21 protein-coding genes are annotated in these 20,752 nt (G+C 32.8%); 11 read left to right on the forward strand and 10 right to left on the reverse strand.

Annotation, left to right across the window (positions count from 1 at the left end; translation table 11 throughout):
• Positions 1-16: 16 nt before the first annotated feature.
• From WNY78_RS00250 to WNY78_RS00260, 3 genes are read right to left on the reverse strand one after another with little or no spacing between them, the layout of a single operon-like run.
• On the reverse strand, positions 17-745 hold the full coding sequence (locus tag WNY78_RS00250) for an MIP/aquaporin family protein (RefSeq protein WP_342871168.1): 729 nt from the start codon (positions 743-745) through the stop codon (positions 17-19).
• 7 nt (positions 746-752) lie between these two features.
• Positions 753-2,255, reverse strand: a complete 1,503-nt coding sequence (gene glpK / locus WNY78_RS00255; RefSeq protein ID WP_342871169.1) for a glycerol kinase GlpK — start codon at positions 2,253-2,255, stop codon at positions 753-755.
• Between the two features lie 54 nt (positions 2,256-2,309).
• Positions 2,310-3,878: a glycerol-3-phosphate dehydrogenase/oxidase gene (locus WNY78_RS00260; protein WP_342871170.1), complete on the reverse strand. Its 1,569-nt coding sequence runs from the start codon at positions 3,876-3,878 to the stop codon at positions 2,310-2,312.
• Between the two features lie 142 nt (positions 3,879-4,020).
• On the opposite strand from WNY78_RS00260, the gene WNY78_RS00265 reads away from it, so the two are divergent.
• Both WNY78_RS00265 and WNY78_RS00270 read left to right on the forward strand, forming a co-directional pair.
• Positions 4,021-4,776, forward strand: coding sequence for a DeoR/GlpR family DNA-binding transcription regulator (locus tag WNY78_RS00265; RefSeq protein ID WP_342871171.1), 756 nt, complete (start codon positions 4,021-4,023; stop codon positions 4,774-4,776).
• A 24-nt stretch (positions 4,777-4,800) separates the two neighbouring features.
• Positions 4,801-6,288, forward strand: a complete 1,488-nt coding sequence (locus tag WNY78_RS00270) for a sulfatase-like hydrolase/transferase (protein WP_342871172.1) — start codon at positions 4,801-4,803, stop codon at positions 6,286-6,288.
• Here WNY78_RS00270 and WNY78_RS00275 read toward each other — a convergent pair.
• The 3 genes from WNY78_RS00275 to WNY78_RS00285 form a co-directional block, all read right to left on the reverse strand.
• Positions 6,278-6,703, reverse strand: coding sequence for a hypothetical protein (locus WNY78_RS00275; RefSeq protein WP_342871173.1), 426 nt, complete (start codon positions 6,701-6,703; stop codon positions 6,278-6,280). The genes WNY78_RS00270 and WNY78_RS00275 overlap by 11 nt on opposite strands.
• A gap of 116 nt (positions 6,704-6,819) precedes the next feature.
• Entirely contained in the window at positions 6,820-8,982 is a 2,163-nt protein-coding gene (locus WNY78_RS00280; RefSeq protein ID WP_342871174.1) for a hypothetical protein, read from the reverse strand.
• A 12-nt stretch (positions 8,983-8,994) separates the two neighbouring features.
• Complete coding sequence (locus WNY78_RS00285; RefSeq protein ID WP_342871175.1) at positions 8,995-9,537, reverse strand: sigma-70 family RNA polymerase sigma factor; 543 nt, start codon at positions 9,535-9,537, stop codon at positions 8,995-8,997.
• A gap of 272 nt (positions 9,538-9,809) precedes the next feature.
• Here WNY78_RS00285 and WNY78_RS00290 point away from each other — a divergent pair, with 272 nt between their 5' ends.
• Positions 9,810-9,959, forward strand: a complete 150-nt coding sequence (locus WNY78_RS00290; RefSeq protein WP_342871176.1) for a hypothetical protein — start codon at positions 9,810-9,812, stop codon at positions 9,957-9,959.
• 3 nt (positions 9,960-9,962) lie between these two features.
• Here WNY78_RS00290 and WNY78_RS00295 read toward each other — a convergent pair whose 3' ends face one another.
• The gene (locus tag WNY78_RS00295) at positions 9,963-10,751 is read right to left on the reverse strand and encodes a DnaJ domain-containing protein (protein ID WP_342871177.1); all 789 of its coding nucleotides are present in this window, start codon (positions 10,749-10,751) and stop codon (positions 9,963-9,965) included.
• Positions 10,752-10,877: 126 nt separating this feature from the next.
• Here WNY78_RS00295 and WNY78_RS00300 point away from each other — a divergent pair, with 126 nt between their 5' ends.
• The 5 genes from WNY78_RS00300 (at position 10,878) to WNY78_RS00320 (ending at position 14,426) form a co-directional block, all read left to right on the forward strand.
• On the forward strand, positions 10,878-11,285 hold the full coding sequence (locus WNY78_RS00300) for a hypothetical protein (protein ID WP_342871178.1): 408 nt from the start codon (positions 10,878-10,880) through the stop codon (positions 11,283-11,285).
• Positions 11,286-11,424: 139 nt separating this feature from the next.
• Positions 11,425-11,835, forward strand: a complete 411-nt coding sequence (locus WNY78_RS00305) for a BrxA/BrxB family bacilliredoxin (RefSeq protein WP_342871179.1) — start codon at positions 11,425-11,427, stop codon at positions 11,833-11,835.
• A gap of 124 nt (positions 11,836-11,959) precedes the next feature.
• Entirely contained in the window at positions 11,960-12,700 is a 741-nt protein-coding gene (locus WNY78_RS00310) for a lysophospholipid acyltransferase family protein (RefSeq protein WP_342871180.1), read from the forward strand.
• A 17-nt stretch (positions 12,701-12,717) separates the two neighbouring features.
• The gene (locus WNY78_RS00315) at positions 12,718-13,707 is read left to right on the forward strand and encodes an acyl-ACP desaturase (protein ID WP_342871181.1); all 990 of its coding nucleotides are present in this window, start codon (positions 12,718-12,720) and stop codon (positions 13,705-13,707) included.
• A 50-nt stretch (positions 13,708-13,757) separates the two neighbouring features.
• Positions 13,758-14,426, forward strand: a complete 669-nt coding sequence (locus tag WNY78_RS00320) for an HD domain-containing protein (RefSeq protein ID WP_342871182.1) — start codon at positions 13,758-13,760, stop codon at positions 14,424-14,426.
• A gap of 1 nt (position 14,427) precedes the next feature.
• Here the strand turns inward: WNY78_RS00320 and WNY78_RS00325 are convergent, their stop codons facing one another.
• Positions 14,428-15,300, reverse strand: coding sequence for an AraC family transcriptional regulator (locus WNY78_RS00325; RefSeq protein ID WP_342871183.1), 873 nt, complete (start codon positions 15,298-15,300; stop codon positions 14,428-14,430).
• A gap of 202 nt (positions 15,301-15,502) precedes the next feature.
• On the opposite strand from WNY78_RS00325, the gene WNY78_RS00330 reads away from it, so the two are divergent.
• A complete protein-coding gene (locus WNY78_RS00330) occupies positions 15,503-16,081 on the forward strand; it encodes a hypothetical protein (RefSeq protein ID WP_342871184.1) in 579 nt (192 codons plus the stop codon).
• A gap of 61 nt (positions 16,082-16,142) precedes the next feature.
• Here the strand turns inward: WNY78_RS00330 and WNY78_RS00335 are convergent, their stop codons facing one another.
• Complete coding sequence (locus tag WNY78_RS00335; protein ID WP_342871185.1) at positions 16,143-17,108, reverse strand: NAD-dependent epimerase/dehydratase family protein; 966 nt, start codon at positions 17,106-17,108, stop codon at positions 16,143-16,145.
• Between the two features lie 152 nt (positions 17,109-17,260).
• On the opposite strand from WNY78_RS00335, the gene WNY78_RS00340 reads away from it, so the two are divergent.
• On the forward strand, positions 17,261-17,785 hold the full coding sequence (locus WNY78_RS00340) for a hypothetical protein (protein WP_342871186.1): 525 nt from the start codon (positions 17,261-17,263) through the stop codon (positions 17,783-17,785).
• 112 nt (positions 17,786-17,897) lie between these two features.
• On the forward strand, positions 17,898-19,961 hold the full coding sequence (locus WNY78_RS00345) for a M13 family metallopeptidase (RefSeq protein WP_342871187.1): 2,064 nt from the start codon (positions 17,898-17,900) through the stop codon (positions 19,959-19,961).
• Between the two features lie 95 nt (positions 19,962-20,056).
• On the opposite strand, the gene WNY78_RS00350 is transcribed toward WNY78_RS00345, so the two are convergent.
• Positions 20,057-20,746 (reverse strand): hypothetical protein, encoded by a 690-nt coding sequence (locus WNY78_RS00350; RefSeq protein WP_342871188.1) that lies wholly within the window; start codon positions 20,744-20,746, stop codon positions 20,057-20,059.
• Positions 20,747-20,752: the final 6 nt, after the last annotated feature.

A 20,752-nucleotide genomic window follows, 5' to 3' on the forward strand; every position in this document is an offset into this window, starting at 1 on the left:
TTAATTATTTTGAGTTTTATGAAAGCCCTAGCATAAGTAAAGCTGCCAATGAACCACCTACTAAAGGTGCTAAAATGGGAATCCAAGCATAAGACCAATCGCTTTTTGCTTTATTTTTAATAGGAAGAATGGCATGCATGATTCTTGGTCCTAAATCACGAGCAGGATTAATTGCATAACCTGTTGTGCCTCCAAGAGATAAGCCAATTGACCACACTAAAAAAGCAACTGGTAATGCTCCAAGAGAACCTAATCCTACAACCGTTTCAGTATCTGTAATACTTGCATCTGTGAAATAAAATATGGTAAATAGTAATACAAAAGTCCCAATAGCTTCACTAAAAAAGTTAGTAAATGTGTTTCTAATTGCTGGTGCAGTACAAAAAACAGCTTTTTTTGCATCTGCATCTTCTGTATCATCAAAATGACTTTTATACATTAACCAAACACAAGTAGATCCAATCATAGCACCAAACATTTGTGCTAAAACATATAGAGGAACTTTAGCCCAAGCAAACTTTCCTGCAACTGCCAATGCAACGGTTACTGCTGGGTTAATATGTGCTCCACTGTGAGGTCCTGCAATTACAACAGCAACATAAACTGCTAGAGCCCATCCTGTAGTAATTACAATCCAACCGCTATTATTACCAATAGTTTTGTTGAGTACAACGTTGGCCACAACGCCTCCACCTAATAAAATTAAAATGGCGGTTCCAATAATTTCTGCTATAAATGGTGTCATCTTTTTTTTATTTAGATTCGTTAGTAGTCCAGTATTCTAAAGCATCAATTGCTCTATACCAACCTTTAATATTGGTTTCGGTTTCTGCTCTGTCTTCGGTTGGACTAAAGGTCTTATCAATTTGCCAAATATCTTGAATCTCGTCAGTACTTTCCCAATAACCCACTGCCAATCCAGCTAAAAAAGCTGCTCCCATTGCAGTAGTTTCTACTATTTTTGGTCTAACGGTTTGTGTGTTTAGTACATCACTTTGAAATTGCATTAACATATTATTGATCGTCGCACCACCATCTACACGTAATTCTTTAATCGAAATATCTGCATCAGCTTCCATAGCTTTTAAAATATCCATTGTTTGAAACGCAATAGATTCTAAAGCTGCACGAGCAATATGCGCATCTGTACTTCCTCTTGTTAAACCAAATAGGGTTCCTTTTGCATGCTGATTCCAATGTGGTGCGCCTAAACCTGCGAAAGCTGGTACAAAATATACACCATCACTACTTTCAACAGAACTCGCCAATTTTTCTACTTCGGAAGAGTCTCGTATAATTTTTAAACCATCTCGCAACCATTGAACGACAGCTCCAGCTATAAAAATACTTCCTTCTAATGCATATGTTGTTTTTCCATCAACCTTCCAAGCTACGGTCGTCAAAAGATTATTTTCTGAAACTATTGGCTTATCACCAATATTCATTAGCATGAAGCAGCCTGTGCCATATGTATTTTTTACCATTCCTGGCTTTGTACACATTTGTCCAAAAAGCGCTGCTTGTTGATCTCCTGCAATACCTGCAATTGGAATTTTTGTATCGTAAAAAGTAGATTTTGTATGTCCGTAAACTTCACTAGATTGTCTAACCTCTGGTAACATGCTCTTAGGTATCGTTAACCATTCGAGTAATTCGTCATCCCAATCCATTGTGTTGATGTTGAACATTAATGTACGTGAAGCGTTGGTAACATCTGTAATATGTTGTTCTCCTTTGGTGAAATTCCAAATAAGCCACGTATCAATAGTGCCTAAAATTAAATTTCCAGCTTCTGCTTTTGCGCGAGCACCTTCAACATTATCAAGAATCCATTTTACTTTTGTTCCCGAAAAATAAGAGTCTATTACTAAACCTGTTTTTTCTCTAACAAGATCATTTTTGCCTTGTTTTTTTAATTCATCACAATAATCAGATGTTCGTTTATCTTGCCAAACAATGGCATTGTAAATTGGTTTTCCTGTTTTTTTATCCCAAACAACTACAGTTTCTCGTTGATTTGTAATACCAATTGCAGCAATATTTTGTGCATCGAGTCCCTTTTTTGCAAGTGCTTCTGCAGCAACACCTGTTTGAGTTGACCAAATTTCTAATGGGTCGTGTTCTACCCAACCTGGTTTGGGAAAATGTTGTGTAAATTCTTTTTGTGCCATGGACACGATATTCCCTTTTTTATCAAAAACAATGGCTCTTGAGCTGGTTGTTCCTTGGTCTAATGAAAGAATATATTTTCCCATAATATTGTGTTTAGTTGGCCTATTTCCGAAGTCATAATTTCAGAAAAGCACCTATTATTTTAAAACGTATTGGTCTGCAGTTTTTATAAATCCTGAAATTTGCTCTGCTCGCCAATCATCGGTTTCATTTAATTCTTCTCTAATAATTTCACCAACCATAGGTGCAATTTCTATGGCAGCTTTAGCATCTAAAAATAAAACACGAACACGTCTTGCCAGAACATCTTCAATAGATCTCGCCATTTCGTGTCTTACAGCAAAAACAACTTCTGCTTTAGTAAATTGTAATCTATCATGTAAACGTTCAGATAAACTAGGTTTTTCTTGTATTAATTTCTCAATTTTGATTTTATCTGTTCCATAAATATACAAATGATTCGAACGATCTACAGTGCTACCATTTGCGCCATGAATGAGCAACTCTTTTGTTTTGCATGTTGCACTAGGTAATTTATTTAATTCGATAATTTTATCTACTGTGTCTTGAGCCATTCTGCGATAAGTTGTCCATTTCCCTCCTGTGATGGTAATCAATTCAGAATTGGAAACAATAATTTTATGGCTTCTAGAGATTTCTTTGGTTTTTTCCGACTTGTCTTTTGGTGCTGCTAACGGACGTAAACCTGCAAAAATGCTGAGTACATCACTTTTTGAAACATCTTTATTTAAATACCTATTGGCTGTTTCAATAATAAAATCAACTTCTTTATCTAATGGTTTTGGTTCTAAACTATGGCTATCCAATAAAGTATCTGTTGTGCCAACCACAACTTTATCATGCCAAGGTACTAAGAATAAAACACGACCATCATCTGTTTTTGGGATCATAATAGCATCATTGCCAGGTAGAAATGATTTATCAAAAACTAAGTGAACACCTTGACTTGGACGAATGGTATTTTTAGCAGAAGCATCATCCATTTTTAAGACTACATCTGTAAACACACCTGTAGCATTAATTACAGTTTTGGCGTTTAATGTATATTCTATATTTGTTTCAGTGTCTATTGCTACAACACCATTAACTAGTCCTTTTTCATCCTTAAGAAGATTTTTAACTCTACAATGGTTAATAGCTGTTGCGCCATTTTCTATACAGCTTTGAGCTATATTTATTGCTAGTCTAGAGTCATCAAATTGTCCATCATGATAAACAACTCCTCCTTTTAAATTGCTTGTTTCTAGAGTAGATAGTCTTGAAATAGTTTCAGATTTCTTTATTCTAACAGATTTTCCAAAGCTTAGTTTTCCAGAAAGAAAATCGTAAACTTTTAAACCAACTGTATAAAACATATTGTCCCACCATTTATAATTAGGGATAATAAACGATTGGTTGCTTACTAAATGTGAAGCATTTTTTAGCATTAAGCCTCTTTCGTATAAAGCTTCTCGCACTAAATCAATATTGCCTTGAGCTAAATATCTAACACCACCATGCACTAGTTTTGTACTTCTGCTTGAGGTTCCTTTAGCAAAATCTACTTGTTCTAACAAAAGTGTTTTATACCCTCTAGTTGTGCAGTCTAAAGCTACTCCTAGACCTGTTGCACCACCACCTATGATGATAACATCCCAATTTTTAGTAGTTTCTATTTGATTTATTAACGTTTCTCTATCGAACACTAGTGTTTTTATTTATTACAATTAGCTTCAAATATATGAAATATTATTATATACGAAAGAAAACGAAACTAAATTTTGTTAAAACGAAACAAATTAGAATAAAATATATTTCATATAGTTTCGTTTTACTATATTTGTTTTCATGAAGAGACATGAAGATATATTAAATAGACTAACGAAAGAAAAACATCTTGAAGTTTTAGAGTTGTGCGAAATTTTAAATGTGTCTGCAGTAACCATCAGAAAAGATTTAAAACTGCTGGAGCAAAAAGGATTGTTGCATAGAACTCATGGAGGCGCTTCGTTAGAGAATCCTTATATAAATGAGCGGACGGTTATTGATAAGGAAAAAATTTCCGTAGAAGAAAAAAATGGAATAGCCCAAATGGCAGCCTCAAGAATTGTAGAAAATGATTCTATATTGATAGCTTCTGGGACAACAGTTCAGGCACTTTCAAAGTTTATTCAACCAAAAAATAAATTGACAGTTATCACGTCGTCGCTTCATGTGGTGTTAAATTTAATTCATGATAAAAACATTGAGATTCTACAACTTGGTGGTTATATACGTCACAGTTCTGCTTCGGTTATTGGAAATTATACGGAATATATTCTAAAAAATATTTCTTGTAGTAAGTTATTTTTAGGAGTTGATGGTATTGATATAGAATACGGATTATCAACCACCAATTTAGAAGAAGCAGAGTTAAACAAAAAAATGCTTACTGCTGCTCAAAAAGTTATCGTTTTGGCAGATTCTTCAAAATTTGGAAAAAAGAGTTTTGCTCGTATTTCAGATTTGTCTCAAATACATGAAATCATAACGGATAATGGCATTTCAAGTGCCTATAGAAAAAAGCTTGAAGAAAAAGATATTAAAGTGACTATTGTCAATTAGACAAATAATTTAAATAGATTAAAAATGAAACAAGCAGTAATAGTCCTTTTATTAGCAGTCTTATTTTCTTGTAAATCAAAAACAGAAAACAAAGACATTACTCAAACTCAAGAAAAGCCAAACATTTTATTAATAGTCGTTGATGATCAAGGTTATAATGATTTTTCTCCTTTTAAGAATCATGATAAAACGATTTCTACACCAAACATTACAAGACTTGGCAAAGCAGGAACTGTTTATACTCAAGCTTATGTAACTGCACCTGTTTGTAGTCCGTCAAGAGCAGGAATCATCACTGGAAAAAACCAATTTAGATGGGACAAACCTGCAAGTTGGGGACCAGGATTACCAGACAATGTAAAAACCATTGCAGAATATCTAAAAGAAGCTGGCTACCAAACAGCAAGAATTGGTAAAAATGATTTAGGTCAAAATTTTCATAAAAATGATGTTAGAGAATATCCGTTAAATCATGGTTATGATGAGTTTTTAGGGTTTTCTGCTCATGCACATGATTATTGGTTGAATTCCCAAAGTATTAAAGATCGTACTCCAGACCCTTTTGGTACAAGTGCGTTGCTTGGACCATTAATGCATAATATGGGAGAAAAAAGTTACGAAGAAGGGTATCTAACCGATATTTTTACAGATGAATCTATAGCGTTTTTAAAACGTAAACGTGATAAGCCATTCTTTTTAACATTGTCTTATAATGCAGTTCATCATTTAATACATGAAGTTCCAAAAAAGTATTTAGATAAGTATAACGTTAAAGAAATCCCGAATTACGAGCCAGATAGTTTAGTAGCTTACGGGAAACATGATGCAGGATCTTACTCTGCTTATTATGATAAATATTCTAGAATTGGAGCTATAAATACAGACGATTTACGAAAGTACTATTTAGCAAATCTTAACTGCCTTGATGATAATATTGGTCGTGTTCTAGATGCTTTAAAAGAACAAAAATTAGATAAGAATACCTTGATTGTTTTTATATCAGATAATGGAGGCTCTCCATTAACAGGTTCTAACAATGCACCATTAACAGGAGGAAAATATTCACTTTGGGAAGGCGGAATTAGAGTGCCAATGGCTGTAAGTTGGCCAGGAATTGTAGAAGCTGGTAAAGTGGAAACCAAATATGTGTCTGCTGCAGATATTTTACCAACGCTTGCAAAAGCAGGAGGTGCAACAGTTACAGATACAAATATTGACGGAATCAATTTGTTTGAAGATGCTAACGAAGACAGATTATTAGTTTGGAAATGGCAAAAAACTTGGGCAGTACGTAAAGGCAAATGGAAAGTGACTAACGCAAAAGAAAACCACTGGAAAAGTGAACCATCTGCTCAATATATAGCTCCAATTAGAGACGATTTAACTATTAAATTATTTGATGTAGAAAATGATCCTGGTGAACGCAACGATGTATCTGCAGAGCATCCTGAAATTGTAAAAGAACTAGAAGCTGCTTATAATACTTGGTGTGAAACTAATATTAAAAAGTAGACGACTGAAATAGTTTAAGTCGTTGTGCTATAAATACATTAGTTTCGTAAAAAATAATAAAGTTAGCAAATACGCGATCTGTTTTATCTCTTGGTGATTTACTATTAAATCTTGCTTTAGAGTTATTAAAATCGAGTGTGTATTTTAAATCTAGATCTGAAGCTTCCGTAGAAAAAGTGATGACCTTTTTTTCTTTAGTCCATGTGCCTTTTCCGTAATAATTAGTTTTGTTTCCAATAACATCATGGTTTTTATCATAACCATAAAACTCAAAGGTACCATCGATATTTAAGGTAAGCGTTCTTATTGAGCTATGCTCTTCAGAATCTGATTTTATTTGATAAACTCCTGCGACATCTTGTGCGTTCATTGAAAGTGAACTCAATACTATAATAAAAGTTAACAGGTATTTCATGATTTATTTTTATTACAAGTAAGATTCTTCAGTTGTGCCTCCTTCTGAATGACATTAGACTTTGTTTTGAAAATATAATGTCATTCAGAGTGAAAAGAAGAATCTCATAGTTAAAGTTACGATTTAATATTTTCTATAGCTTTTTTTAGTTGCTCAATGGTTACTTCCTTAAAGTCAAAATCTATTTGCGGATTTGATTTCGTTTTGGTTTCTACCATGTCATAATAGAGTTTCCCATCTTTACGTTTAATAGCTATCAAAACAACGTCTTCATTTTTACCAACCGTTCTAAAATCATAAAAACCATTAGCTTCCCAACTTGGTAATACAGAATTCAACGATTTAAAAACCATATTAATTTTAGCACCTTCAGCATTTTTTATTTTGAGTTTGTATTTGATTCTGGTTGTTCTTCCGTTGATAAAACGATCACAGTTAATCCAACCTAAGCTTGACGTTTTTAAGACGTAATTACCAACATCTCTTGACGAAATATCTGTGTCTGTGACATCTCCTAATCTTGCTTCAAACTCTTTAGCTGTTACCATTTTGCTTCCTGCTTGAAATATTGGTTTAGGCACAAGTTTATAGCCTCTAGAACTCGATGGAACTTGAGCTTTATCCCAAGGTACTCTAATGATATGTCCTCCTCGAGTAATAGAATCATCATCTAAAATTTTAAATTTTGAGTTTTCCATTTCTAACAATGGTTTTCTTAAAACGATAGCGTTTTCAATATAATTAGGTTTCGTTTCTAAACTAATACTTCTAATTAGCTTTTGTTTTTTATACTGTTCCCATTGCCTTATAAATTGAGAATCTACAAGAAAATCTTTATCGTGCATCACTTCTCTAATATATTCAACGATGCCACGTTTCTCTTCGTAAATCGTATCCATTTCCCTAGCACTTATTAAGCTGCTGTCAAAAACGACACTCGTATTCATTGCAATAGTATCTGCATTAATAAGTTTTGCGGAAATTGAATTTTCACCTTTAATATCAAAAACAAAAGGTAAAGAATAAGGTACAATAACAGCTTTACCTCGTTGTTTGCCAGGAATCATTTTTGGTAATAACGATATGATCTGGTCAGCCTCTTCGCTTAATCTTGGATGTGATCCTCTAGATTGAATAAAAATGATATTTCCTTCGGTATCAATTTTAAAAATTGAATTGATGCGTTGACGTCCAGTTAAACCTAAATCATTACCAATATTAGTATCAAATCGTCTTTTTACAAATTTAGAAATAGCATCTCTCATGCATTTTTTTCTAGCATCATTAGTGGTTTCATCTTCGCATCCAGGAAATATTGGAGCTTGTTCTACAACACTAAAAGGGACTTCTATGAGTTCATCTATTGGTTCTTCGGAAATTTCCAAGTCTACCAAGGTTTGATTGTTTTGAAGCCTCCAATTGATGTTCTCATCTTTCCATTCTCCTGAGAATAACTGCATGCCTTGTTTCTTGTTTTTAGTCGGAAATGAGATGTCAATAGGCTTATCGTCTTTTAATTCTAATTTTATTGCGCCTTGCATTGCTTCGATGTATAACATGCCTCCAGTTTCTAGTTGTCTGTCATTGGAAACTGAGGAAAGATTTGCTAATAAGATATCTGAGAGTTGATAATATTCAGTCACTTTTATATCTACTTTGCCAGTAACTGTTTTTCCAGTTTTTGGATTGATAAATGAGCCTTTTGAGATTTTTAAAACTGTACCTTCTTTACAAGTAATTATAGTACCTTTTTGAGTATTTAAACTAATGGTTTGAGGACGTTTTTTTATCTCTAAATCTGTACTTGAAGTGCCTCCAAATTTTTTATTGACTGTTGTAGTAGTAAACCTAATTTGGTGCTCAGACTTTGTTTCTACCTCATTGACTTTTGTAGAATCTACAAACGTTTTGCTGCTTAATTTTTTATTAGATGTAGAATCAATAATAATTGTATTAAAAATGTCGGAGTTTGGAGTTGGTTCCATTTCCGAAGTATTAAAAACCAACGTATATAACATCACTAAAGCTCCAATAACTAGAATTGAAATCCCTGAGATTTTTAGCCATTTCTCTGTATAATAAGAGCGTTTTGCATTTTGGATATCACTTTTAATGTCTATGCGCTCTAGACCATTTAAAAACACAATGTGTTCTTGGTATATGGTGTTAAATGCAGTGTCAATTTGAAGTTTAGTTTCAAAATCCAACTTAGCCTCATTTGAGAGTACTTTGTTGAGGTAATCGTTTATGAGTTCTATGTATTGAGTGTAAGTTTCCATGCGTTTTCGTTTTTAGGATTGAACCGATTTTAATTTGGTTTGATAGATGTCTTTTGCTTTTTGTAAGCACTTGTACTTCTGGTTTTTTGCAATTTTTGAAGATTTAAATTGCATCACATTAGCAATGTCTTTAAATGACATGGCTTGGTGATAAAACAGTTGTAACAATTGTTGACATCGTTTCCCTATTTCTAGAAAAGCATGTTCGGCAAGTTGGTATTTTTTTTCCTCTATTACCTCTTGAAAAACTTGAACCTCTTGCGCATTAAGTTCTTGTAATTGCTGTTTGGTATGGCTTTTTTGAAGATCTGACCACACAAATCGCGATACCGAATACAGATAGGTATAAAAGGAAGAGGTGAGTTTAAAATCTGAGGTTTGGATATTTCGGTTTAAAATAATAAGTGCTTCTTGAAACACATCACTTGCATCATCTTTACTGCCTCCTTTTGAAAGTACGAGTTTCTCAATTCTGGGATACAGATGATATAGTTTTTTAAATGCCTTCTCACGTTGACCTTTTTTAAAAAGTACTAAAATGTCTTGATCACTCATACACTGTTTTACTTATTAATGGTCAAAAGTTGAAAAGGTCTCCAAAAATTTTTAAATAATTTTACACAATTTTAATACCAAATTAGATATTAGCTCAAATAAAACTTTTAAAACAAAGAAGTTTTTTGAAGTAATAAGTACTCTAGAGTAGAAATGCTTTATTTTCTACTATGTTTAATTCACATCGTATAAAGTGGTAATTCATCTAAAAAACAACCAAAAGATGAAAGTTTTGTTTTTATTGTCGACTATAATGCCCTTAATCTACAACTATGGATATACTTAATTACATCACAGGACAAGGCGGATTAATGATACTTGGACTCATCGTAGTCATTGCATTTATCTACAGAAAACATAAAGAAAAACGCTATTTTAAAGATATAGAAAAGCGAATAAACGAAAGAGAGAATAAGCGTTAAAGCTTAAAATCCTCGTTCCTTTTGTAATTGTTCATAGGCCATTTGCACTTGCTTAAATTTTTCTTCAGCACCTTTTTGATGTTCTTTACCTAAGTGAATCACTTTATCTGGATGATATTTTTTTGCCATTTTACGATAGGCTTTTTTAACTTCATCATCTGTTGATTCTTTTGTAATTTCTAAAATTTTATAAGCATTATCTGTACTGTTATAAAACATGGCTTTTATGCTTCCGTAGTCACGAGAACTAATTCCTAAATAACCAGAAATCATATAAATTTGAGAAACTTCATCGTCTGTAACCATGCCGTCTGCTTTCGCTATTCCGAAGAGAAAATGAAGCAATTGTAAACGAGACGCATGATCCATCATTTCCCGAATCTGTAAACATACTTTACGTACAGGTATTTGTTGCTTACTAACATTTTTAAATAGTTTAAATGCTTGATTAGCTCTATCTTTTCCGTACATACTCACAAACTGCTTACGCACAAAATCTAACTCACTTTGCTCTTGTTTACCGTCTGCTTTAATTACTACAGAAGCTAATATTAAAAGACTTACTTCAAAATCTCCAGAGCGTGTTTGAGGTCGAGTACGTGTTTGAGTTCTAGAACGAGAAGTGGTTTGCCTTGTACGTCTTTGTTGTTGTGTATTCCCGTCGCCTAATAAAAAACCTCCACCTTGAGTAGAACTATCAATTAAACTTCCAATAGCAAGACCAATTATGGCACCAATTGGTCCACCAAAAGACCAACCTAAAGCGCCTCCTATCCATTTTGCAAAACTCATGTATGTAATTTATTTATTGTGAATTTCAAATATACTATTTGTTAGTATACTTTATTCTGTTTTGTTACGAATCCACGCAACCTTTTTAAGGTTTTGGTATCTTTAAGGTATAAAATCAATTGTATTATGAAAAAGTGTTTGTATTTACTAGTTTTTACTTTGATGGTATTGTCATGCAATAGCGATGATGATGTAGTAGCAAATAATGAACCTACTTTAGAAGGTTCGTGGTCTTTGGTCAACGTTATTGGTGGATTAGCTGGAATTGATGATGATTATGAAAACGGTATAATTATTTGGAATTTTAATCAAGAAACACAGCAACTAACTGTAACTAACACCAATACTGAGCTTGTTATTTTTGATGGTTTACCAACAGGAGTTTATGATTATGAAGTGTTAACAACAGATGATGAACAAACACTTGTACTTGAATTCTATAATTTTGACCTTTCAGTCCTAACGGAAAATGAACTCATATTAGACGAAGGTGCTTTTACAAGTGACGGATTTCAATTAACTTTCAATAGATAGTTTTTCTTTTTACTTCGGAAACATCTCACTATAGAAAATTCATATCTCACCATTCAAACTGCTAACTGAATACTTTATATCAACTAGTTATTTTGCGTATCTTTGCAATTCAGAATAATAATCTAAAATATTAAAATATATGTATCCAGCAGAATTAGTAAAACCTATGCGTGAGGATTTAACCAAAGTTGGTTTTGAAGAATTACATACAGCAGCTGCTGTAGAGGTTGCGTTAGCAAAAGAAGGAACAACATTAGTTGTAGTGAATTCAGTTTGTGGTTGTGCAGCTGCCAATGCTCGTCCAGGAGCAAGACAAAGTTTACAAAATGCAAAACGTCCAGATAACATTGTCACTGTATTTGCAGGAGTTGATAGAGAAGCAGTAGATGCTGCAAGAAGCCACATGGCACCTTTTCCTCCAAGCTCACCAAGTATGGCATTGTTTAAAGATGGCGAATTAGTACACATGTTAGAGCGTCACCATATTGAAGGTCGTCCAGCAGAGTTAATTGCTGAAAACCTTATGGATGCTTATAATGAGCATTGCTAGAAAAGCGTTTAAATCAAATTGAAGAATCTCTCAGTATGAGATGAATTCTCTATATAATTACAAAACCACGATTTTTTAATCGTGGTTTTTTTGTGATTTGTGAGCAATCGGCTAATTTTACAGCATGAGAAAACTTTTAGCATATCCTTTATCGGTTTTATACTACCTTATATTTGGAATGACCTTAGTGTTTTTTCACCCAATTCAATGGTTTTGTTTTAATGTTTTTGGTTACCAGGCATTTAAAACAACGGTAGACGCTTTACAACTATGTATAATGCGTGGTTTACTTATCTTAGGAACTCGTGTTAGTTGGGATAATCCTTATGATATTTCTACAGATAAACCCTTAATCATAGTTTCTAATCATCAAAGTATGTATGACATTTCTCCTATAATGTGGTATCTACGGAAACATCATGTCAAATTTGTTTCAAAGCAAGAATTAAGTAAAGGTATTCCAAGCGTATCTTATAATTTACGTCATGGAGGATCTGTACTCATAGATCGTAAAAATCCCAGACAAGCATTACCAGCAATGATGAAGTTTGGCGAATACCTAGAAACCACAAAACGAGCAGGAGTTATCTTCCCTGAAGGTACTCGAAGTAAAGATGGCTATCCCAAGCCTTTTAAAACTAAAGGTTTAGAAATACTTATAAAAAAGACACCATCTGCTTTGATTGTTCCAATAACAGTTAATGATTCATGGAAAACATTACGTTATGGGAATTTTCCAATGGGAATAGGAAATCATATAAAATTTACTGTTCATAAACCCATAGAAATCGCTAACTTTACAGATAAACAAGCGTTATTGACTACTGTTGAAAAAACAATTACAGACGCTATTCGTGTTAACTAACCATTAAACGTTTTTATATGTCGTTAAAAAACATACGATTGGAAGTGATGCAACATCTAGAAAAAGATGTAGATCAACTCATTGAAAAATACTTAATTCCTATAGAGAAAATTTGGCAACCTACCGATTTTTTACCTAACTCTCAAAGTGATAATTTTCATGAAGAGGTGAGAGAAATTAGAGAACTTTCTAAAGAACTTCCTTATGACTTTTGGGTGGTATTAGTTGGTGATATGATTACCGAAGAAGCTTTACCATCATACGAATCTTGGTTGATGGATGTTGAAGGTGTTGATCAAGTAGGACGTAATAGTTGGGGAAAATGGGTAAGACATTGGACAGGTGAGGAGAATCGTCATGGAGATGTACTTAATAAATATCTATACTTATCTGGTCGTGTTAATATGAAAGAAATAGAAAAAACCACGCAATATTTAATTGCAGATGGTTTTGATATTGGTACAGATCGAGATCCCTATAAAAACTTTGTGTATACGAGCTTTCAAGAATTAGCAACGTACATTTCTCACAATCGTGTGGCTAAAATGGCTAAAGAAAAAGGGAATAAGCAACTAGCAAAAATGTGTAAAATTATCTCTGGAGACGAGATGAGACATCATCATGCTTACTCAGAGTTTGTAGAACGTATTTTTGAAGTAGATCCAAGTCAAATGATGATGGCTTTTCATTATATGATGAAGCAAAAAATTGCAATGCCAGCGCATTTCCTTAGAGAATCTGGTGAAAAAATTGGTACTGCTTTTGAAGAGTTTTCTAATACAGCACAACGTATTGGTGTGTACACGTCTAAAGATTATGTTGATATACTTCAAAAATTAATTGATCGTTGGGATTTAGGTAACATAAAAAACCTAAATGATGAAGCCGAAAAAGCAAGAGATTATTTAATGAAATTACCACCAAGAATGTTACGTTTAGCAGATCGAATGAAAATACCAGAAAACTCATATCAGTTTAAATGGGTAGAACCTGCGACTTTAAAATAAATTATAAATAATTCCTTTCAGAAACTGAAGGGAATTTTTAATTTTAAGACATGATGAAATCCATGCATACTTCCGAAGATATAATAGAAAACACCAAAAGATTTGTAAAAAAAGAACTCGAAAAAGCCGAAGGTGGTCACGACTGGTTTCATATTTTGAGAGTTTATAATAATGCATTACTCATCTCTAAAAATGAAGATGTAGATGGTTTTGTAGTCGCTCTAGGTGCTTTACTTCATGATATTGCAGACAGTAAGTTTCATGATGGTGATGAAACCGTTGGACCTAAAATAGCTCGTAAATTCTTATTCGAGAACAATGTAGATTCAAAAGTCATTGAGCATGTTGTTAATATTATTAAACACATCTCATTTAAAGGCGGAAATATAAATCAAGATTTTACGTCTTCAGAATTGAATGTGGTTCAAGATGCAGATAGACTTGATGCTATTGGAGCAATAGGTATAGCAAGAACCTTTAATTATGGAGGTTTTAAAAACCGAAAACTCTTTGACCCATCTATTAAAGTAAATTTAGAAATGACTAAGGAAGAATATAAAGCATCAACAGCTCCTACAATTAATCATTTCTATGAAAAATTACTGCTTTTAAAAGATAGAATGAATACAAAAACGGGTAAAAAAATAGCTCTAGAAAGACATAAATTTATGGAACAGTTTTTAGAGCAATTCTATGCAGAGTGGGATGGTGAAAAATAAATTAATACATGATTGGAGTCAATTCTTTACGGTATTTTAAAGCACTCTTTCCAGTAAATTCCTTGAACAATTTATTAAAGTGTGAGAAATTATTAAAACCACAATCAAAGGCAACATCTGCAATACTCATTTGGCTTTCAGACAAGAGTTTTGTAGCATGAACGATTCTATATTCATTAACCAGTTTAGTAAATGTTTTGCCAGTAGCTTTTTTAAAATATCTACAAAAAGCAGGAACTGTCATGCTTACCTTATCTGCAATTTCATTTAATGAAATATGGTTCTGGAAATTGTTATTTATGTGTTTGTAAACGATATCAATTTTCGCGCTATCCTGTAATTCGGTTTCAAAAACAAAACCATCAGCATTTAAAATCTCATAATCTTTTACTTCAGCTAATTTTTTTAAGATTTTAAGTAAAAGCATGATACGTTCAAAGCCTTCAACTTCATCTAATTTCTGAATTTTTTTACCAAGACGTCTTTTGGTTTCTGGTTTAAATAGGATTCCGTTTTTTGAACGCTCAAATAAAGCATTGACATCAGCCATTTCTGGAATATCAAAAAAGTAAGCACCTAAAAATTCTGGTTTAAATTGTACTAATACTTCAGAGCCATGCTGTGTGAGACGATCTGTAAATCCGTTATGTGGAAGGTTGGAGCCAATTAAAATAAGCTGACTGTTATTAAAATAAGAGAGGTGACTACCAATATGACGTTTACCTTGGCCTTTATTCACATATACTAATTCAATCTCAGGATGAAAATGCCAATAAGGCTTATGCTCATTATCATTAGAAGTGCTTTTTTTTACAAAAACAGAACTTCCAAAATTTGGACTTATTTTTTCTAAAGTAGCTTTTCTTTTAATCATGATTCGGAATTACTTACAAATTTAATATAAATGAAATAAAAAACCTATATAGAATTAGCATTAAACTATGCTAATTTAACATGTTGATATTTGTGTAGCTAATTTTTTGTTAAAATAGAATACAAATGTGCCAAATCTGATGTTTTCTAAGAGTGCAATTCAGTATAAATTTGTAGTATAAATCATTAAAACCCAAAAAGTGATGAAAACAATTAAAACACTAGTAATGGTAGCATTTATGTTAACGATAGTTACAGGCTACGCAAACGAAAATGTAATTGATGTACCTTCGAAAGCGATTACAACATTAAAATTTTCTAACGTAAAAAAAGGACATCAATATACAATTATAGATAATGAAGGAGTCATACTCTTTTCTGAAACAATTAAACGAAATGGGACTTTCTTAAAGAAGTTTAATTTTACGGCTTTAGAAGATGGTTCATATACTGTTGAGTTAAGCAAAGACTTTGAAATTATTATTACACCTTTTATTATTCAATCTAATAATGTGGTCTTTTTAGAAAGTAAAGAGAAGACTGTTTTTAAACCAGTTGTGAGAACAAAAGATGATCAATTATTAATTTCTCTTTTGTCAATGGACACTAAGACTTTAGATATTGAGTTATTTTATAATGGAGAAAGTATTTTAAAAGATACATTAACAGGAGATCAGGTTTTGAACAAAGTGTATAAACTATCTGAAAAAGAAAAAGGAGATTATTATTTGCATATGACCTCTGGAGATCGAGTTTTTAATAAAACTTTTACACTATTATAGAGAAGATTTTGCCTTAAATCAAAAAAAGCACTTTCGTTAGAAAGTGCTTTTTTTGTATGTATTAATTTACAGTTATAGAATTTTTGTACTTATTTCGTAATTGAGAAATCATTTCTTCAGTCATTTTTTCAAGACTATAGTTATGAGACCAATTCCAATCTGTTCTAGCAGGTGAATCATCAATAGATTTAGGCCAACTATTAGCAATATCCTGTCTAAAATCTGGTTCGTATGTGATTTTAAAATCTGGAATATGTTTTTGTATTGCTTCGGAAATATCTTTTGGAGTAAAACTGATAGCTGCTAAATTATAAGATGATCTTATTTTTATAGCTTCTGAAGGTGCTTGCATTAATTTAACGGTTGCATCAATAGCATCTTCCATAAACATCATAGGGAGTTCTGTGTTTTCGGTTAAGAAACTTTCATAGTGTTTGTCAATTATGGCTTTATGATATATTTCTACAGCATAATCTGTTGTGCCTCCTCCAGGCATCGTTTTCCAACTTATAATTCCAGGATAACGCAAACTTCTTACATCAACACCATATTTATTATAGTAATATTCACACCAACGCTCACCAACTTGTTTTGTAATACCGTACACTGTAGTAGGTTCTGTAACCGTATGTTGAGGTGTATTTAGAACTGGAGTTGTAGGTCCAAAAACAGCTATGCTAGAAGGCCAGAAAATTCGTTTTATAAATCCGTCTTTTGCAAGATTTAAAACATGAAAGAGAGAATTCATATTCAAATCCCATGCTTTCATTGGATACTTTTCTCCTGTAGCACTTAACATAGCAGCCAAGAGGTAAATAGTATCAATATTATGTTTTTCAACACAGATTTTAACAGATGCATAATCTTGAGCATCTACAATTTCAAAAAGACCAGAGTTTACAATATGAGTATTGTGATAACCAATATCACTTGCTACAACATTTTCAGAGCCATAAAGGTCTCTTAGTTTGTAAGTGAGTTCAGATCCTATTTGACCACCTGCGCCAATTACTAAAATTCTAGACATATTATTTTGTTTAAATAGATAGTCAAAAATAAAAAGAATAAAAGCAGTATAAACATATTTTAAGAAAATTATAAACGCTTTATTATTTTGTTAATTCCAATTAAGATGTTTTCACTTTGCTTATATTTACTTCAAATTGAATAGTTCCCATTATGCGTTTAGTATTGTTATTTTGTTTAAGTATTTGTGTTTTTGTAACGAGTTGTAAAACCGATAAAGTTTCCGAAGTCATTGTTGAAACCCAAGAGCAAATAGACGCAAAAACGATATCTAAAAAAGATATTGAATCTATTCGTTATGATGATTTTGGTTTAAGCAGAGATTCAGAAAAAGCTGTAACCGATTGGCAAAAGTATCAAGAACTTGAGATTCAAATTGACCTATTAAAACAAGGAGATTTATCTTATTTTTCTGGAGATCCTTTAATTGTAAAAACACTTTTACAAGAACTTAGATCAGAAATGCCTCAGCAACTACAAACCAACGAGATTTCGGCTAGAATTACTGCGTTAGATACAAAAGTGCAAAAGTTGAATAGTTTATTAACCATTTCTAATATTGATAAAACGGAAAAACTTCAAGCCATTAGAGAGTTATTGGTAACGATTTCTAACCTTAATTTACAAATTAACAAGAAGTTTGAATTCGAAAAGAACAATGTTCTTAAGCCACAATAGGTGATTTTTCAAGGTGTTAGACTCTTAATATTATGTTAATATGTAACAAATCTGTCTTTAAAGCTTCTAATTAATAACTAATTTTAATCAAATTTAAATTTTTAAGCACATTATGAAAACCAATATTAAAAGTATTTTGGTGGTTACTGCTTTAGGACTTTTTGCATTTTTAGGATGTAAAGAAGAACCAAAAGAAGAAACTGCAATGGTTGAGAAAATTCCTGGAATTAATCTCGACAACATGGACACTTCGGTAAGTCCTAAAGATGATTTCTATAACTATGTTAACGGAAATTGGGCAAAAACAACAAGTATTCCAGACGATGAAACACGTTGGGGAGGATTTGGAGTTTTACGTAAAGACACGAGAAAAGATGTTCTAGACATCTTGATGACTTCAAAAGAACTTGGAAAATATGAAGAAGGTACAGATCAAAAAAAGGCACTTCTAATATTTGATTCAGAGTTAGATACTATAGCAAGAGACAAAGCTGGTATAAAACCATTACAGCCAATGTTAGATAAAATTGATGGCATTAAAAACCTCAATGATATGCAAACTGTGTATGCAACAACAATGGGTGTTGGAGCACCTTTTGCTGGCATTGGAGCAAATGCAGATTTAAATGATAGTAGCATGAATGTAGCTTGGGTATATCCTGATGGATTAGGGCTTCAACGTGATTACTACTTAGATCAAGATGCAAAATCTAAAGAAATAAGAGGGCAATATACAGACCATGTATCTAGAATGTTACAATACATCAACTATAGTAAAGAAGATGCAGATGCAGCAGCTAAAAAGATTTTAGCTATGGAAACGCAACTTGCAGAGCCTAGATTAGATAAAGTTGCTATGAGAGATGCACGTAATTATAATAATCCAACATCATTAGAAGAGTTGCAAAAAATGGCTCCTGCTATTGATTGGACTAAAATGGTAAAAGATTTAGGAATTACTGCAGAGATGGAAACACTTAACGTGATGCAACCAAAATATATGGCTGCTATGAACGACTTTTTAAAGACTACATCAATTGAAGATATTAAAACCCTAATGGATTGGAGTACAATTAATGGTGCTGCAGGTTTTTTAACTACGGAAATAGAAAAAGCAAACTGGGAATTCTACGGAAAAACTTTAAACGGTTCTAAAAAAATGCGTCCAGCAGATGAACGTGCACTTGGTACAGTAGATGGAACTGTTGGAGAAGCAATAGGTAAATTATATGTAGATGCTAAGTTTCCACCAGAAGCTAAAGCTAAAGCAGAAAAAATGATTGCTAACGTCATTACAGCGTTTCAAAATAGAATCCAGAATTTAGAATGGATGACTCCAGAAACTAAGACTAAAGCCATTGAAAAATTAGATAAGTTCACTGTAAAAATAGCTTATCCAGATGAGTGGGAAGATTACTCGAAAATGATGGTAAAAGAAGGTAATACCTATGCTGAGAATATGATGGCTGTTGGTAAATGGGCAAGCGAAAAAAACCTTGCTGATATTGGACAACCAGTAGATAAGTCAAAATGGGGAATGCCACCACAAATGGTAAACGCTTATTTCAACCCAATGAATAACGAGATTGTGTTTCCAGCTGCAATTTTACAACCACCTTTTTATAATTGGACGGCAGATGAAGCTGTAAATTATGGTGGAATAGGAGCAGTAATTGGTCACGAGATTTCTCATGCTTTTGATGATAGTGGAGCGCGTTTTGATGGCGACGGAAACTTAAAAAACTGGTGGACAGATCAAGATCTTGAAGAATTCACAAAACGTGGAGACGCATTAGCAGAACAGTATAGTGCTATTGAAGTAATGGATAGTGTAAACATCAACGGTAAATTTACCTTAGGTGAAAACATTGGAGATCTTGGAGGTGTACTTGGAGCTTATGACGGTTTACAATTATACTATGCCGAAAATGGAAGACCAGAAGATATTGACGGTTTCATACCAGAGCAACGTTTCTTTATGTCTTGGGCAACCGTTTGGAGAACATTAACAAGAGATGATGCTTTGAGAACACAAATCAAAACAGATCCTCACTCTCCAGGAATTCAAAGAGCAACACAACCTCTTAAAAATATAGATGCTTTTTATGAAGCATTTGATATTAAAGAAGGTGATAAAATGTGGTTAGCTCCAGAAGAGCGTGTTAGAATTTGGTAATACCAATCACATTAATACAAATGAAAAAGCACCCAATTTGGGTGCTTTTTTTATTTTGATACTTGACAATGCAAAGCATAATTTATAAGAGCGTATTAATCTTTAGGTGTCCTTCTAGCCACAAGTGCATCCTTACTAATTTTTGCTAAATTAAAATTAGCATCTAAAGCAATAGCTTCATCAAGTAAACCAATGGCTTGATCTAAATTATCGTTTTGGTTCATATTAAAAACAATTAATGCTTTCATATACGTTAAAGCACCTTTAAGAGAGACTTCATAAGGTTGTTGAGATTCGTAAAACGCACGTTTCATATCTGGTTTTACATTTGTTAAACCGTAATCTACACTCGCTTTTGCACCACCTAAATCTTGTAATTGCGTTTTTAAATCTGCAATTTCATAAGCTAAATAAGCATTTGCATTTCTTTTAAATAACTCTTCGTAAAAAACGACAGCACGTTTTGGTTGATTAAGCGCTTTTAGTGCGATGGCTTTAACTTCTGTATTAATATCAGAGTCATTGGCGTTTTTATCAATACCAATGGTATTTAATGCCTCGAGATTTCTACCTTCAGACACATAAATATAGGCAAGTGTGTCTAATCGTTGTGGACTTGGTTGTAACACATTAAGATGAGTCATCGCATTGATGACACCTTGTACATCACCTTGACCTTTCATTTCTTTATGGTAAGCTTCAAAGTGTTTTAAAAGTTCAGATTTTGTTTGAGCAGTCACATTACATGTCGTGACGATTGCTAAAAGGAGAATAATTTTTTTCATGTGTTC

The organism is Psychroserpens sp. AS72, assembly GCF_038900375.1.
Lineage (GTDB): Bacteria > Bacteroidota > Bacteroidia > Flavobacteriales > Flavobacteriaceae > Psychroserpens.

Excerpts from the sequence above, each read along its gene's own strand:
- WNY78_RS00335 (WP_342871185.1), bottom strand. The coding sequence starts at position 17,108 with ATGTCTAGAATTTTAGTAATTGGCGCAGGTGGTCAAATAGGATCTGAA.
- WNY78_RS00315 (WP_342871181.1), top strand. The coding sequence starts at position 12,718 with ATGTCGTTAAAAAACATACGATTGGAAGTGATGCAACATCTAGAAAAA.
- WNY78_RS00265 (WP_342871171.1), top strand. The coding sequence starts at position 4,021 with ATGAAGAGACATGAAGATATATTAAATAGACTAACGAAAGAAAAACAT.
- WNY78_RS00340 (WP_342871186.1), top strand. The coding sequence starts at position 17,261 with ATGCGTTTAGTATTGTTATTTTGTTTAAGTATTTGTGTTTTTGTAACG.
- WNY78_RS00270 (WP_342871172.1), top strand. The coding sequence starts at position 4,801 with ATGAAACAAGCAGTAATAGTCCTTTTATTAGCAGTCTTATTTTCTTGT.
- glpK (WP_342871169.1), bottom strand. The coding sequence starts at position 2,255 with ATGGGAAAATATATTCTTTCATTAGACCAAGGAACAACCAGCTCAAGA.
- WNY78_RS00345 (WP_342871187.1), top strand. The coding sequence starts at position 17,898 with ATGAAAACCAATATTAAAAGTATTTTGGTGGTTACTGCTTTAGGACTT.
- WNY78_RS00325 (WP_342871183.1), bottom strand. The coding sequence starts at position 15,300 with ATGATTAAAAGAAAAGCTACTTTAGAAAAAATAAGTCCAAATTTTGGA.
- WNY78_RS00310 (WP_342871180.1), top strand. The coding sequence starts at position 11,960 with ATGAGAAAACTTTTAGCATATCCTTTATCGGTTTTATACTACCTTATA.
- WNY78_RS00290 (WP_342871176.1), top strand. The coding sequence starts at position 9,810 with ATGGATATACTTAATTACATCACAGGACAAGGCGGATTAATGATACTT.
- WNY78_RS00275 (WP_342871173.1), bottom strand. The coding sequence starts at position 6,703 with ATGAAATACCTGTTAACTTTTATTATAGTATTGAGTTCACTTTCAATG.
- WNY78_RS00330 (WP_342871184.1), top strand. The coding sequence starts at position 15,503 with ATGAAAACAATTAAAACACTAGTAATGGTAGCATTTATGTTAACGATA.
- WNY78_RS00285 (WP_342871175.1), bottom strand. The coding sequence starts at position 9,537 with ATGAGTGATCAAGACATTTTAGTACTTTTTAAAAAAGGTCAACGTGAG.
- WNY78_RS00305 (WP_342871179.1), top strand. The coding sequence starts at position 11,425 with ATGTATCCAGCAGAATTAGTAAAACCTATGCGTGAGGATTTAACCAAA.
- WNY78_RS00295 (WP_342871177.1), bottom strand. The coding sequence starts at position 10,751 with ATGAGTTTTGCAAAATGGATAGGAGGCGCTTTAGGTTGGTCTTTTGGT.
- WNY78_RS00320 (WP_342871182.1), top strand. The coding sequence starts at position 13,758 with ATGATGAAATCCATGCATACTTCCGAAGATATAATAGAAAACACCAAA.
- WNY78_RS00250 (WP_342871168.1), bottom strand. The coding sequence starts at position 745 with ATGACACCATTTATAGCAGAAATTATTGGAACCGCCATTTTAATTTTA.
- WNY78_RS00280 (WP_342871174.1), bottom strand. The coding sequence starts at position 8,982 with ATGGAAACTTACACTCAATACATAGAACTCATAAACGATTACCTCAAC.
- WNY78_RS00350 (WP_342871188.1), bottom strand. The coding sequence starts at position 20,746 with ATGAAAAAAATTATTCTCCTTTTAGCAATCGTCACGACATGTAATGTG.
- WNY78_RS00300 (WP_342871178.1), top strand. The coding sequence starts at position 10,878 with ATGAAAAAGTGTTTGTATTTACTAGTTTTTACTTTGATGGTATTGTCA.